Source organism: Paraburkholderia sp. J10-1, from assembly GCF_905220165.1.
Taxonomy (GTDB): domain Bacteria; phylum Pseudomonadota; class Gammaproteobacteria; order Burkholderiales; family Burkholderiaceae; genus Paraburkholderia.
This window is the reverse complement of the sequence record NZ_CAJMYW010000013.1, coordinates 132,811-147,056: the sequence shown is the minus strand read 5'-3', so window position 1 is coordinate 147,056 and position 14,246 is coordinate 132,811. Positions and strand designations below refer to the sequence as shown.

12 protein-coding genes are annotated in these 14,246 nt (G+C 67.1%); 4 read left to right on the top strand and 8 right to left on the bottom strand.

Translation table 11 applies throughout. The annotated features are described in order from the left end of the window. Positions 1-13: 13 nt before the first annotated feature. From U5A65_RS31040 to U5A65_RS31030, 3 genes are all read right to left on the bottom strand, one after another. Complete coding sequence (locus tag U5A65_RS31040; protein ID WP_321912600.1) at positions 14-652, bottom strand: hypothetical protein; 639 nt, start codon at positions 650-652, stop codon at positions 14-16. Then, positions 649-1,149 (bottom strand): hypothetical protein, encoded by a 501-nt coding sequence (locus tag U5A65_RS31035; protein ID WP_321912599.1) that lies wholly within the window; start codon positions 1,147-1,149, stop codon positions 649-651. The genes U5A65_RS31040 and U5A65_RS31035 overlap by 4 nt, the downstream gene beginning before the upstream one ends. 122 nt (positions 1,150-1,271) lie before the next feature. Continuing rightward, positions 1,272-1,817 carry a hypothetical protein gene (locus U5A65_RS31030; RefSeq protein ID WP_321912597.1) on the bottom strand — a complete coding sequence of 182 codons (546 nt, stop codon included), beginning with the start codon at positions 1,815-1,817 and terminating at the stop codon, positions 1,272-1,274. 549 nt (positions 1,818-2,366) lie between these two features. Between U5A65_RS31030 and U5A65_RS31025 the strand changes: the two genes are divergently transcribed. Both U5A65_RS31025 and U5A65_RS31020 read left to right on the top strand, forming a co-directional pair. Beyond that, on the top strand, positions 2,367-3,752 hold the full coding sequence (locus U5A65_RS31025) for a sigma-54 dependent transcriptional regulator (protein WP_321912595.1): 1,386 nt from the start codon (positions 2,367-2,369) through the stop codon (positions 3,750-3,752). A 314-nt stretch (positions 3,753-4,066) separates the two neighbouring features. Further along, a complete protein-coding gene (locus U5A65_RS31020) occupies positions 4,067-5,038 on the top strand; it encodes a thymidylate synthase (protein ID WP_321912593.1) in 972 nt (323 codons plus the stop codon). Between the two features lie 95 nt (positions 5,039-5,133). Here the strand turns inward: U5A65_RS31020 and U5A65_RS31015 are convergent, their stop codons facing one another. From U5A65_RS31015 to U5A65_RS31005, 3 genes are all read right to left on the bottom strand, one after another. Continuing rightward, positions 5,134-7,722, bottom strand: a complete 2,589-nt coding sequence (locus U5A65_RS31015; protein WP_321948782.1) for a DUF6600 domain-containing protein — start codon at positions 7,720-7,722, stop codon at positions 5,134-5,136. A gap of 230 nt (positions 7,723-7,952) precedes the next feature. Continuing rightward, a complete protein-coding gene (locus U5A65_RS31010) occupies positions 7,953-8,669 on the bottom strand; it encodes a helix-turn-helix transcriptional regulator (RefSeq protein WP_321948797.1) in 717 nt (238 codons plus the stop codon). 186 nt (positions 8,670-8,855) lie between these two features. Beyond that, the gene (locus U5A65_RS31005) at positions 8,856-9,032 is read right to left on the bottom strand and encodes a hypothetical protein (protein WP_321912591.1); all 177 of its coding nucleotides are present in this window, start codon (positions 9,030-9,032) and stop codon (positions 8,856-8,858) included. 111 nt (positions 9,033-9,143) lie between these two features. Here U5A65_RS31005 and U5A65_RS31000 point away from each other — a divergent pair, with 111 nt between their 5' ends. After that, positions 9,144-10,181, top strand: a complete 1,038-nt coding sequence (locus tag U5A65_RS31000; RefSeq protein WP_321948781.1) for a GlxA family transcriptional regulator — start codon at positions 9,144-9,146, stop codon at positions 10,179-10,181. A gap of 130 nt (positions 10,182-10,311) precedes the next feature. Further along, entirely contained in the window at positions 10,312-10,815 is a 504-nt protein-coding gene (locus U5A65_RS30995) for an acyl-CoA thioesterase (protein ID WP_069262939.1), read from the top strand. 93 nt (positions 10,816-10,908) lie between these two features. Here the strand turns inward: U5A65_RS30995 and fumC are convergent, their stop codons facing one another. Both fumC and U5A65_RS30985 read right to left on the bottom strand, forming a co-directional pair. Then, entirely contained in the window at positions 10,909-12,318 is a 1,410-nt protein-coding gene (fumC, locus tag U5A65_RS30990; RefSeq protein ID WP_321912588.1) for a class II fumarate hydratase, read from the bottom strand. Positions 12,319-12,561: 243 nt separating this feature from the next. Then, positions 12,562-14,205, bottom strand: a complete 1,644-nt coding sequence (locus tag U5A65_RS30985; protein WP_321912586.1) for a phospholipase D family protein — start codon at positions 14,203-14,205, stop codon at positions 12,562-12,564. Positions 14,206-14,246: the final 41 nt, after the last annotated feature.

Below are 14,246 nucleotides of genomic sequence, written 5' to 3'. Positions count from 1 at the left end.
ACTGAGTGGTCAGTTAAAAAAGAGTGCCCGCCGGGGGACGGAGCACAAAACTGTTTGCCGTAGCGTTACCGGCGCCGGCTGTCTGGTTCACCTGCACGAGGCCCGTCGCATTCCTGAATGCCGCATTGTCGATGCGTACCTCACGAATACCCCCTGCCTGGGCCATTTGCCCCCGACTGCCGTTTTGGGCAGCCGCCGCGGACAATTCACCGTCCGAGACCGCCACCACACCAATCGCACCACTGCTGATGAGTGCAGTGTTGCGCTGGACATTGCCCACGCCCGCCGACTGATTCACCATCATTGCGCCGTTCGCGTTTGCAAAAGCTCCTGTACCTATCGTCGCGGTCGCGCCCTTGAGCCGCGCCGTGACGGTGGCGAGCTGGTCGTCGCCGTTCACGTTGATCGACACGTTGCCGGTCGTGATCGTCAGCTGGTTGGCCTGGGCGTTGTCGACCCCCGCTGTTTCGTTCACGGTGAGCGCGCCCGTCGTCGAGGTGGCGGCGCCCGGGGCGATGCTTGCCGTCGCGCCGACGCTGACCTGGGCCTGCGCGCCGCTGGCAAAGGCGAGCGCGGCGGCGCAGACGAGCACGCCCGGAAGCGCCGTGCGCAGCGTGCGCCACGTGCATGGCGTCTGGATCGAACGGCTCATTTCATGCCTCCCATGGCGCCCGAGAGTGGGGCGAGCGCGCCTGTGATCGTCGAGGAAATCGTGCCGCCGAGGCCGCCGCCTACGCCGGCGCTCGCGCCGGGGCCGGCCGCCACGTTCGCGCCGGTCGCGCTGCCCGTGAGAATGCGCGTGAGCGCCTGCACGCCGGCGGTTTGCGCGCTCAAGGCGCCGTTCGCGTTCACGCCACTCGAGCCGTGCGCGTTGGTGAGGTCCGTGTCGGTGACGAGCGTCGCGATCGCCGGGTCGAAGCTGTTCTTGGGGAAGGTCGTGGCGCGCACGAGCACGGGGTCCTGGCTCTTTGGCACGTTGTCGAAGGCGCTGCGCGGCGTGATGTCGCGTTCGACGATGATGTCGCCGGGATTCGTCACCTGCTGGGCGTACACGCCCGCTGTGACGCTCGCGGCCAGGGCGCCGCACAGGGCGGCGGCGGCCTGGATCGAGCGGCGGCTTGCGCCGCGCGTCGAGTTGCGTGCTGTCATTCTGGTCTCCTCCTGGCCGGAGTCGGCGCATGGGCGCCTTGTCCGGTCCATTTGTCCTGGCTTCGCGTTATTCACCGCGAACCGGACACCGCGCCGCAGGCGGCACGGGTGCTATCTCATCGTCACTTTCTCGTGTAGCTTGCGAGGTTGCCCTGCGCGTTCTGCGTGGCGTCGACGGGGATCGGCAGCGGTGCAGGCGGCGCGATTTCGTCCCAGAGCGTCACGTTGTTGTTTCCACGCATCAGTTGTGGCGTGGCCGCAACCATCACCATGCCGACGGCGCCGCCGCGCTGGCGCGAGAGCGTCTGATCGTCGAGTGAGCCGATGCCCGCGAAGGCGCCATCGTTGCCAGAGGCGACAGGGTCGGCCGGCGCCTGCGCGCTGGTGGCCGTGGCGCTGGTCGAGTCCGTGGCGGCGGCGTTTGTATCGTCGGCCGGCGCGCTTACGGCGAGCGTGGCGGGAACGAGTGCCGCAGGTGTTGCAGGAACGACATCCGGGGCGGCGTTCGCGACGCTGACAACCGTGTTTGGCGCGGCTGACGCATCGTCCGGCGCCTGTGCGCGAGCGGCGGGCGAGAGGACGAGGAGGGCGGCCGGTACGAGCATGGCGGCGCATGCGCTGCCGTAGCCGATGACACTGCGCAGGACCTGCTGGATGTTGAGTCGCATGGCGTATCTCCTGGTGCGAGACATTTAGCGAAACGTGTGCCATCGCCCGCAATCCATTGATACGCTTCGAACCGCACTATTCTCTGCAAACTTTGAATGGCGGATATTCGCCAAAATGTTTCAGCGCTGAAACGTGAGGCCGTTTAAACCCATTTGGAATGCCATATGGTTTCAAAGGAGAACGTTTGCGCGCCAGACGCTTAACTATTCAGAGAATGGAAACATCCGTAATTATTTCTGCACTGACAAAATGCCGGGAAACAGGTGGAAACATTTCCATCAGTCCCTTATGCATTCCAATTGCATAAATTCTATCCAAGTGCCATGAGGCTATAGTAAGCTTCAGAAAAAGCCGTAATGCCTAAAAGAAAAAGCCCGCAACTGGGCAAGTTGACACACACGCCACAACTCGGGGATTCACTGTCAGCAAAAGCATGCGCGTTCACTGTTTTTTTGCAGGTACGCGAAAGTCGCTTTTTGCTGCGTGTCTGTACATTCAGGTGCGTGCCGTCATTCCCAAACGATGGTGTTGGCAAGAGGATCTGAATAATGGAACCTGCAACGCGGCAATTGGTGTACGTGACGCGAAAACCGGTCGAAGCGTTGAACGAGCGGTTCCACGAGCGTGGCTGGCAGGTGGAGATCGTCGGCAACGCACGGGACGCGCGGCGGGCGCTTCGCGCAGGTATGCCCGCGGGGGGCTTGCTCGATCTATCAAGCGAATTTCATCTGCATGAAATCGGCTCATTCGAGCCGTGCCTCACGCTGCCCAACGTCGGCTGGGTGGCGGCGACCACGACCGGGCAACTGCAGGACGCAACGCTGCGCCGTCTGGTGCGCGATTACTGTTTCGATTACGTAACGGTCCCCTGGAACGGCGATCGCATCGTCGATTCCGTTGGCCATGCGTATGGCATGGTCTCGCTCGGCGAAGTCGCCTCGAACGACACCACGGGCGGCAGCGAAGGCGAAATGGTCGGCTCGTGCGAGGCGATGCTGGCGCTGTTCCGCTCGATCCGCAAGGTCGCGCTGACTGACGCGCCGGTGTTCATTTCTGGCGAATCCGGTACGGGCAAGGAACTCACGGCGGTGGCGATCCACGAGCGCTCGTCGCGCCGTAGCGCGCCGTTCGTGCCGATCAACTGCGGCGCCATTCCCCCGCACCTGCTGCAGTCCGAGCTGTTCGGCTACGAGCGCGGCGCGTTCACGGGCGCGAGCCAGCGCAAGGTCGGGCGCGTCGAATCGGCCAACGGCGGCACGCTCTTTCTCGACGAAATCGGCGACCTGCCCATGGAAAGCCAGGCGAGCCTGCTGCGCTTCCTGCAGGAAGGCAAGATCGAGCGGCTGGGCGGCCATCAGTCGATTCCGGTGGACGTGCGCATCATCTCGGCCACCCACGTCGACATGCGCGCGGCGATGGTGGAAGGGCGCTTCCGCCAGGACTTGTATCACCGCCTGTGCGTGCTGCAGATCGACGAGCCGCCGCTGCGCGCGCGCGGCAAAGACATCGAACTGCTCGCGCGGCACATGCTCGAGCGCTTCAAGAAGGACGGCAGCCGGCGCCTGCGCGGCTTTTCGCCCGACGCCATCGCGGCGCTGCACAACTACAGCTGGCCCGGCAACGTGCGCGAGCTGATCAACCGCGTGCGGCGCGCCATCGTGATGTCGGAGGGCCGCGCGATCACGGCGCGCGATCTCGAACTCGGCGACTACGTCGAAGTGGTGCCGGTCTCGCTCGCCCAGGCGCGCGAAGCCGCCGAGCGTCAGGCCATCGAACTTGCGCTGCTGCGCCACCGCGGCCGTCTTGGCGACGCCGCCCAGGAGCTTGGCATCTCGCGCGTGACGCTGTACCGGCTCTTGTGTGCGCATGGCATGCGCCACATGGAAAGCGAGCCGCTCGCGCCGCATCCGGGCGGGCTGGCGTCGGGCGGTTGAGGCGCGGTGAGGTTGTTCGAGTCTGATTCAGGTTGCTTGAAGCGGCCGGCGCTTTCGTGCGCCGTGCGTTGAGCGCGCGCCGTCGCTTGTGGCGGGTCATTGTCATGGTGTTTCATCTCGCTGCGACTCGTTGCGCCGCGAGCTTTTCCCAGGGCTCTTCGTAGCCCGTCCTGCGGGCGTTTCGCCCTTGTCCCCGTTTCGTGACGGACTCGCGCTTTCGGCGCGGCCGACCCGGGACGCGCGCGCCGGGTAAAATCCTCCTTTTCCATCCTGAATCCGACCCGGGCGCTATGTGCCCGACGAGGGAACCGCGCATGAAACAGTATCTCGAGCTCGTCCGCTCGATTCTCGACACCGGCACCTGGCAGGAAAACCGCACCGGTATCCGCACGATCAGCCAGCCGGGCGCCATGCTGCGCTTCGACCTGCAGGACGGCTTCCCGGCGGTGACGACGAAGAAACTGGCGTTCAAGTCGGCGGTGGGCGAGCTGATCGGATTTTTGCGCGCCTCGCGCAGCGCTGCCGATTTCCGCGCGCTGGGCTGCAAGGTCTGGGACGCCAACGCGAACGAGAACGCCCAGTGGCTAGCCAATCCGTACCGCGAAGGCACGGACGATCTGGGCGACGTGTACGGCGTGCAATGGCGGCGCTGGCCAGCCTACAAGGTGCTCGACGCCCAAGCCGCCGCGCAGCTCGCCGACGCGCAATCGCGCGGCTACGCGCGCGTCGCAGAATTTACCGAGGATGGGCGAGCCAAGGTGCTGCTCTACAAGGCGGTCGACCAGTTGCGTCAGTGCCTCGACACGATCATGAACAACCCGACCGACCGTCGAATTTTGTTTCATGGCTGGAATCCGGCGGTGCTCGAAGAGATCGCGCTGCCGGCTTGCCACCTGCTGTATCAGTTCGTGCCGAACCCGACGAAGCGCGAAATCTCGTTGTGCCTGTATATCCGCAGCAACGACGTGGGCCTCGGCACGCCGTTCAACCTGACCGAAGGCGCGGTGCTGCTGCACCTCGTGGGCCGGCTGACGGGTTATACGCCGCGCTGGTTCACGTACTTCATCGGCGACGCGCACATTTACGAGAATCAGCTCGATATGCTCAACGAGCAGTTGCGCCGGGAGCCGTATGCAAGCCCGCGTCTGGCCATTTCCGAGCGCGTGCCCGAGTACGCGAAGACGGGCGTCTATGAGCCGGAGTGGCTCGAAAAGGTCGAGCCGTCGGACTTCTCGCTCGTGGACTACCGCCATCATGAACCGCTCACTGCGCCGATGGCGGTGTGAGGCGCTTGCATTCACGGTAGTGGCGGGATGACAGCGGCATGAAAAAAGCCCGCGAACGGCGACGTTCGCGGGCTTTTTCGTTGCTGGCGCGGCGATCAGCCGTGGTGGCGATCGTCGTGATTGTTGCCGCTTGCGCGCTCTTGCGGGTGAGGCGCGGGTTGCGGTTGCGGACGCGGTTGAGGCTGCGGCTGCGGCTGCGGGCGGGCTTCAGCGTGCTGCTGTGGCTGCGGCTGTGGCTGCGGATGGAACTCCTGGCGCGGCTGGGGCTGCGGCTGCGGACGGGCTTCGGCGCGCTGCTGCGGTTGCGGCTGCGGATGGAACTCCTGGCGCGGCTGGGGCTGCGGCTGCGGACGCGCCTCCGCGTGCTGCTGCGGCTGGGGCTGCGGCTGCGGACGCGCCTCCGCGTGCTGCTGCGGCTGGGGCTGCGGATGGAACTCCTGACGCGGCTGGGGCTGGGGCTGCGAACGAACCTCAGCACGCTGTTGCGGCTGCGGCTGCGGCTGAGCTTGCGCCTGCGGATGGACCTCGGGGCGCGCCTCGGCTTGCGGCGCGCGTTGCGCCGCGGCGGGCTCGGGCATGCGTTGCTGCGGTTGCGCCTGCGGCTGGCCACGTGCCGCGTCACGCTGCTGTTGCATCGCGACGACGGGCGGTCTGCCTGCCTCGTTGCCGCCCGGCTGGCCACGCGTGGCCATCGGCGCGTGCGGCTGCGTCCATGCTGGCTGATGCGCTTCGCCGCGCGGCGCTGCATTCGCCGCGTTCATGGCGCCCGGACCCGGCTGGCCTGCTGCGGGCGCGCCGCCTTCCGGACGGCCGGCGAACTGCGGCGGGCGCGGCACACCTTGTTGTTGCGCGGCGGGTGCCATGCCCGGCTGGCCATGCTCGGCGCCACGCGGCATGGCGTTAGCGGCCGCGGCGCCCGCTTGAGGTGCGCCGCCAGGCATGCCTTGACGGCCAGCCTGCGCCTGCGGGGCAGCCGGCCTGCCGGCTGCGCCGAGCACCGGCGAATGCGGCGGCACGACGCGCACGTTCTGCGCGGGCCACGCGCCATGCGAAGCCGGCGCGAACGGCGAGGAAGGCGCATGCGCCGGCGCCGAGACGCGCACCACGGGCGCACCCGCGCCCGGCACCGCGCCGCCGGTGTGGGCGAAGCGCTGCGCGAGGTTGTCGTGGAACGCAGGCGGTGCGACCGGCGCGCGCGTGGCTACGACCTGGCGCTGGTTGAGCGCTGCGGGCGGCCGGTAGTTGGCGCGGCGCATGTTGGGTCCGAAACTGCCCTGCACTGGCGCGATGCCGGGCGTACCCGGGTTGATCCGCGCATTACGCCATTGCTGCGGATCGACATGCTGCGCGAAGCGCGAGACCGGCTGACCGTGGACGAACGCCGTGGCCGGCACGGCGGTCACAGCGCCCGGCGCGCGATAGTTCACGTAGGTGTTGTGAACGTTGATATTCGTGATGTTGACGTCGCGCCGGTAGTTGTTGACGACGACGGTCTGGTTCACGCGCTGGTAGTAGTTCGGACTCCAGCCGCCCCAGTGCGGATGCCACGGCTCGCCGGGCCCGAGCGCGAACCACGCGACGCCCGCGGCCGCGACGCCGCCCACGGCGAGGTTGACGCCCCAGTCCGTGCCGCCGTCACCGCCGCCTACGAACGCCACCAGCGCCGGCGCATAGACGGGCGGTGCGCTCTCGACGACCGGGCCGGGCACCCAGGCCCACGAATCGTCGACGTACGCCCAGCGGCCGTAGTGGTACGGCGCGAAGCCCCAGGGCGCGTCGTCGACCCACGTCCAGCCCCACGGCGCCTGCCACACCCAATGGCCGTCGTGATACGGCGCCCAGCCGGCGGGCACCGAGTTCGGCGTCCAGACTTCACCGTACTGCGGATCGCTGCGCCACGTGCCGTTGTTGTCGAGGTCCTGGTAGCCCGGGACGTCACGCGAGACATAGCGCGCCGAGACCGAGCGGTCTTCGGCGGCGTCGCGTGCGAGAGCCCACTGGTCGAAGGTGTCCGGCGGCGGCGCCTGGTCGCTCGCCACCTGCTGCAGGTCGGTGCCGGCAAAGCGGATCTGCTGACCGGCCGTCATCGGCATCTGACCGTTTTCGCCGTAAACGGTCACGCTGCCGTTGCGCACGGTCACGGTCGTGCTGCTGCCATCGGGCGCCACATCCACGCGGTAGTCGCCGGGGCTCGTCACGCCGAGCGCGAGGTTCGGCGTGTCGATCTCATACGAGGTGCCGGGCGGGACTTCGCGCACACGCGTCGAGAGCGTGCCTTGCGGCACTTTGAGCTGCGCCGTTTGATCGTCGAGGTTGAGGACGTCGAGGCTCGTCTGCGCGCCGAGGCGCACCGCCGTCGAGCCGATGTGCAGCTCGGAGCGCCCGTTGGCGTCGTTCCAGAGCTGGTCGCCGGTCGTGAGCGGGCGGTTGAGCTGCGCGTACGACCAGTCGCTCGCGCCGGCCGGCTCGGTGGTCACGGCGCCGGCCATGTAGTCGAGGCGCGCCACGCGGCTGGGCGGATCGCCGCCCGTAGCAGTGGGGCTGGCCGCCGCATCGGGGGGCGCCACCTGCGCGAAAACCGCGCTCGTGCCGGCGAGGTTCAGCGCCGCGAGCGCGGCGAGTGCGAACAGCGTGCGGCGGGACGTGCGACGAAACTGGGTGATCGTAGGTGTGCGCGTTCTCATCTTTGTTCTCCTGTCCATGGGACCGGGCGCTTTGGTGCTGTTGCGCCGATTGCCATCCCATGCAGGGCACTGTATCCGGCAGGCTTGTTTCCATGCTCGCGGATTTGTTAAGGCTTATGCAGCAGATGTAACAGAACGTGTGGCCGCGGGAGAAACGCGACCTTTTGCGCGCGAAATCCGCGATTTCGTTGGGTATTTGTCAGTTAATACGGCCTCGCTCGCGCGCTGTGTTATGCGCCGACGAGCGCATCGAATTCGTGTTGTCCTTTAGGTGTGATGCGCAGCACGCGCGGGCGGCTCGTGCGCTCGATCCAGCCGCTGTGCGTCCACGAATCGAGCAGCGCCGCGCCGAGTGCGCCGCCCAGGTGCGGCCTGCGCTCACTCCAGTCGAGGCAGGTACAGGCAAAGCGCCGCCGCCGTGCGCGCAGCGCGGCAACGTCCACGCCCCACGCCGCGAGACGCGCCGCGCCCTCCGGCGTGGCTTCGAGCATGTCGCCGTCGCGCACCAGCAGGCCGCCGCCCACGAGGCGCTCGAACACTTGCACGGCGACTTCGCCGGCCATGTGGTCGTAGCAGGTGCGCGCATGGCGCATCTCCAGCGGCACCGTCCGCGCGGGGCGGGGTGTCGGGCGCTGCGACGCGACGACATTGGACACATGCGCGACGTTCATGAGCGCCTCGATCGCTGTCGCGATCTCGGGGGTGGCGATCCGGTAGTACCGGTGGCGGCCGCGCACGTCGAGCGCGAGCAGGCCGCCATCGGTCAGGCGGGCGAGGTGGCCGCTCGCCGCCGAAGGCGAGAGGCCCGCGATCATCGTGAGTTCGCCCGCGGGCCGCGCGCTGCCGTCCATGAGCGCCCATAGCATGGCGGCGCGGCCGGGATCGGCGAGCAGCGCGGCAACGCGTGCGAGACCCGGAAAGTGGCTCGATTCGTCGGTGGCGGGCAGGGTCATGGCGGCTCCTTCATGGTTGGCGATGGCGGCGGATTTCACCCACACCGTCACTTTAGCGAAATGGCGCATTCGACGTTTCACTCTGCGATGAAGTGTCGATTGCAGCCGCTCGATGAGTGCCGAGTCGCGCGCGGTGGTACGTACTGCGGCGCGCGGGAGCGCCGCGCTAGAATCGTTTATTCACGCTATCGGCTTGCCCTTTATGAAACGCTTCCTGGCTCTTTTCGCCGCCGCCGCGCTCGCCGCCTTGTGCGCCGCCTGTGCAGGCGGTTCCACGCCGCCGTCGAACAGCACGAGCGGCATCACGATGTACGGCACGATCGACGAAGGCGTCACGTTCCATAAGTGAGCGGCCACGCGTGATCCTGTCGTCACCGTCGACTGGCAGGATTTGACGTTACTTTGACCTGACTGCCAATCGCGCGCGTGCGATGATGAGGGCACTTCGTCAGCATCGAGTTCGCCGTCATGCCGTCTGAACCGACTTTCCCTGCCGCTGCACGCCACGTCGTATTTGCCGTCGCGCCCGAGCTTGTGCTGCTCGACGCCTGCGGACCCATCGAAGCATTCTGGCGCGCCGAGCTGGCGATGCGCACGGCCGGCGGCGCGAGCGGCAGTGCAAACGGCGCGCAGCCTTGCGCCTACCGCACGACGCTCGCCTCGGTCGCTGGCGGCGTGCTGCCGACCTTCGCGGGCATGCCCATCGTCACCGAGCGGCTCGACACGCTCGACCCCGCCACGATCGACACGCTGATCGTGCCCGGCGTCCCCGTCGACGACACCACCGTGCTGCAACCCGAACTCGTCGCCTGGATCGCGGCGGCCGCGCCGCATGCACGCCGTGTCGCGTCGGTCTGCACGGGCGCGTTCTATCTCGCCGCGGCGGGCCTGCTCGACGGCCGCCGCGCCGCCACGCACTGGCGCAACGCGTCCCAGCTCGCGCGGCGTTTTCCCCGCGTGGAAGTCGATCCTGAGCCGATCTTCATCCGCGACGAGCGCGACGGCCGTGTGGTCTGGACGTCGGCGGGCGTGACGGCGGGCATCGATCTCGCGCTCGCGCTGATCGAGGAGGACTGCGGCCACGCGGTCGCGATGCAGGCGGCGCGCCGCCTTGTCGTGTTCATGAAGCGGCCCGGCGGCCAGTCGCAGTTCAGCGAGGCGCTTGCGGCGCAAGCCACCGCGGGCGGGGAGTTCGACGCGCTGCACGGCTGGATGGCCGCCAACCTGCACGGCGCGCTCAGCGTCGAGCGCCTCGCCGAGGAAGCGCGCATGAGCCCGCGCACCTTTGCGCGCCGCTATGTCGACGCGGTGGGGCGCACGCCTGCGCGCACGGTTGCGGCGATGCGCGTGGAGGCCGCTGCGCACGCGCTCGCGCAGTCGCGCCGGCCGCTCAAGCGGATTGCGGCCGATTGCGGTTTCGGCACCGAGCAGAATCTGCGGCGCGCGTTCGAGCGATGCTATGGCGTGCTGCCGCTCGATTACCGGGCGCGATTCGCGGCGAGCTGAATCAATCGCGAATGGGGTTTCGCAAGCGGCTGCGACTGTCTGTCTTATTGCACTCGTATAATCGACGCCTCCATTCCCCACACTACGATACGGGCCGCCGTATGCGGTAATCGCCATGAGCCAAGCCGAGATGAAGACGCCTACCCAGCCGCTGGACCGTTCGGAAACGACGTTCCGGTTCCTCGCCGAGCCGACTTCGGTGAACTTCGGCGGCAAAGTGCACGGCGGTGCGCTGATGAAATGGATCGACGAGACGGCATATGCGTGTGCCGCGGTCTGGTCCGGCCGCTATTGCGTGACGGTGAGCGTGGGCAACATCCGCTTTCGCCGGCCAATTCTCGTCGGCAACATGGTCGAGCTGCGCGCGCGCGTGGTCGCCACGGGCCGCACGTCCATGCACATCCACATCACCGTGCATGCGGGCGACCCGAAGAGCGGCCAGCTGCGCCTCACCACCGACTGCCTGATCGTGTTCGTGGCCGTCGACGAAAACGGCAACCCGATTCCCGTGCCGACGTACGTACCGGAAACGGACGAGCAGAAGCGCCTCGCGAAATACGCGCTCGACGTGAAGGAAGCGCTCGACGCGATCGTCGAACTCAAGCCCGAGGAAGTGGCGAAAGGGCAGGTTTGATCCGCATGCGCGCCGTTGCGGCGGCATGAAAAAACGGGCGGCAAAGGTGTGAACCTCGCCGCCCGTTATGCATTTCAGCCCTTCAAACAGGGCTTATTTCTTCGCCTCGCCCACCATCTCGCCGGGCTTCACCCACTCGTCGAACTGCTGCTCGGTCACGTGGCCGAGTGCTAGCGCGGCGGCCTTGAGCGTGGTGCCTTCCTTGTGCGCCTTCTTCGCGATCTGCGCGGCCTTGTCGTAGCCGATGTGCGGATTGAGCGCCGTCACGAGCATGAGCGACTCGTTGAGCAGCGTGTCGATGCGCGAGCGGTTCGGTTCGATCCCCACTGCACAGTGATCGTTGAAGCTGAGCGCGCCGTCGGCGAGCATGCGGATGGACTGCAGCACGTTGTGCGCGATCATCGGGCGGAACACGTTCAGCTCGAAGTTGCCGCTCGCGCCGCCCATGTTCACGGCCACGTCGTTGCCGAACACCTGACAACAGAGCATCGTCACTGCTTCGGACTGCGTAGGGTTCACCTTGCCCGGCATGATCGAGCTGCCCGGCTCGTTCTCGGGAATCGACAATTCGCCCAGACCGCAGCGCGGGCCGCTGGCGAGCCAGCGGATGTCGTTGGCGATCTTCATGAGGCTCGCGGCCACGGTCTTCAGCGCGCCATGTGCGAACACGAGCGCGTCGGCGGCGGCCATCACTTCGAACTTGTTGGGCGCAGTGACGAAGGGCACGCCCGTGAGCTTCGCGATGCTTTCCGCAACCTTGTGCGCGAACTGCGGATGTGCGTTCAGGCCGGTGCCCACGGCCGTGCCGCCCTGCGCGAGTTCGTAGAGATGCGGCAATGAAGATTCGACGTGCTTGATGCCGTGATCGAGCTGCGCGACATAGCCCGAGAACTCCTGGCCGAGCGTAAGCGGCGTGGCGTCCTGCAGGTGCGTGCGGCCGATCTTCACGATGTCGGCAAAAGCCTTGGCCTTGGTGTCGAGCGTATCGCGCAGCGTCTTGAGCGCCGGCAGCAAATGCTTGACGATGCCGTAGGCGGCCGCCACGTGCATCGCGGTCGGGAACACGTCGTTGGAGGACTGGCCGCGGTTCACGTCGTCGTTCGGATGCACCTTGCGCGCCTCGCCGCGCTCGCCGCCCAGAATCTCGCTCGCGCGGTTCGCAATCACCTCGTTGAGGTTCATGTTGGTCTGCGTGCCGGAGCCCGTTTGCCACACGGCGAGCGGGAACTCGCCGGGGTGCTTGCCCGCGATGATCTCGTCGGCGGCCTGCATGATCGCTTTCGCTTTGTTCTCGTCGAGCACGCCTAGCGAGAGATTCACTTCGGCGGCGGCGCGCTTGATCGTCGCGAGCGCGGTGATCAGTTCCGGCGACTGCTTTTCGGTGGAGATGCGAAAGTTTTGCAGGGATCGCTGCGTTTGCGCGCCCCAAAGCTGCTGGGCGGGCACGGCGATCTCGCCGAACGTGTCGCGCTCCATGCGGACGTTTTCGTTGCTTGCGGTCATTTGATACTCCGGTGATTGAGGCGGCGCATCCTCGCTCGCGCGAGGGCGCCGCTTTCGTGACGGGTTCGGATCCGCGTGGTGGCTGGGCGGCGGCGCTATGCTGGCGCGGCCGCTGCGAAGGCCCGACGCTCATGGCGATGAAGGCGGCTTCGCGGCTGGCTCGACGGCGGACGTTACAACGTAAATCAAGCGATCTTGCGCGGGCGACAGCCAGGTCGTGCTCACAGTCGCTTCACGACCGGTTCACAGCTGGCTGTCGACCGGCAACAGCAAGAATAGCCCGGTTAGGACATTTCTGTAGAAACCCGCACCAGGGTCGAGGTTGTAGGTGCGGATCATGCCGTTCTCCTCGTCGGTCCAGACGAGCGGCGAGTTGACCGTCGTGCCCTGGAGCTGCGCCAGTTGCGCGGGCGTTGCGAGCGTCACGTGGTAGCTCACCTGCGGCGAGATCGCACGCTTGAACAGGTCGGCCACTTCGTGCGCGATCGGTGGGCTCTCCACGGTGAGTGCAAGCTCGGTATTCAGACGCGCGGAGCGCGGGTCGAGATTGAGCGAGCCGATCACGAGCGTGCTGTCGTCGATCACGTAGGCCTTGGCGTGCAGGCTCGCGCGCGAGCGCGAACCGACCACGCCGAAGCGCCGCTGGTCGGCGTGTTCGGGCTGCAGCGGCTTGAACTCGTAAAGCTCGGCGCCGGCCTCGAGCAGCGGCACGCGGTAAGGGCTGTAGCCGGCCTGCACCGCAACGGCGTCGGTGGCGGCGAGCGAATTGGTGAGGATCGCCACGCGCACGCCGTGCGCAGTGAGCGTGCGGATGGTCTGTACGCCCGTGTCGTGCGGCACGAAGTACGGCGAGAACACCAGCACGCTGCTATGCGCCTGATGGATGCGGTCGAGCAGCGAGCGCATGGCGTCGCCCAATTCGCCTTTCTCGCTGCCCGCGATCTTGCCTGGCGAGTCGGCCACGAACGCCCATTTCGCCCAGACGAGCGCGAGCGTATTGCCCGTGATTTGCTGCGCGAGCGGCGTGGCGTTGAGCGGTTTGGCGTTGTAAGGCTCGGCGCTTTCGCGCCAGTGCTTGCGCAGGTCGTCGCGCGCGGTGTCGAGATCGTGCGCGTCGAACTTCTGATGATTGAGCACGCTCAAGGGGTACGAGATCGAGCTGTTCCAGTACTCGTCGAAGCTTGCCGAGACGCTTTGCGCGACCGGCCCGGCCGTGAGCACGTCGAGGTCGCGGAAGTCGAGCGTCGGGCTGGCGTTGAAGTACTCGTCGCCGAGATTGCGCCCGCCGACGATCGCCATCTCGTTGTCGACGATCGTCGCCTTGTTGTGCATGCGCCGCGTGAACTGGTCGACGTTCGAGAAGAAGTTGCGCGTGCGCAGGTACATCGACTCGCTCGTGCTGCCGTACGGGTTGAACACGCGGATCTGGATGTTCGGATGGCTGTTGAGCGCGGCCATCAGCTGGTCGATGTCGTGAAAATTCAGGTCGTCGACCAGCATGCGCACGCGCACGCCGCGATCGGCCGCATAGAGCGCCGAGCCTAGCAGCAGCTTGCCGGTGGTGTCCTCGTTGGCGATGTAGTACTGCATGTCGAGCGTTTTCGTCGCCGCACGCGCGAGCGCGACGCGCATCTGCAGCGAGTCCGGCCCGGTGGCGAGCAGGCGAAAGCCCGATTCGCCCGGGTGCGCGGCTTCGGGCGCGGCGAGCGCGGCGCCAAGCGGCGTGGCGCTGGCCTGCGTGGCCGGCAGGGCCGCGCTCGTCTCGCGCGGGTAGTCGGTGGCGGGCGGGCGCGTTGCGCAGCCGGCGACCAGCGCAAGGCAAACGAGCGCAAAGCGGGCATACAGCGCAACCGTGGGCGCGCACGGCGAGGCGCCCGGCTTCGTTATGCGTCGCGTCGCGGCTGCGGTTGGGGCGGGATGCGCGGGCA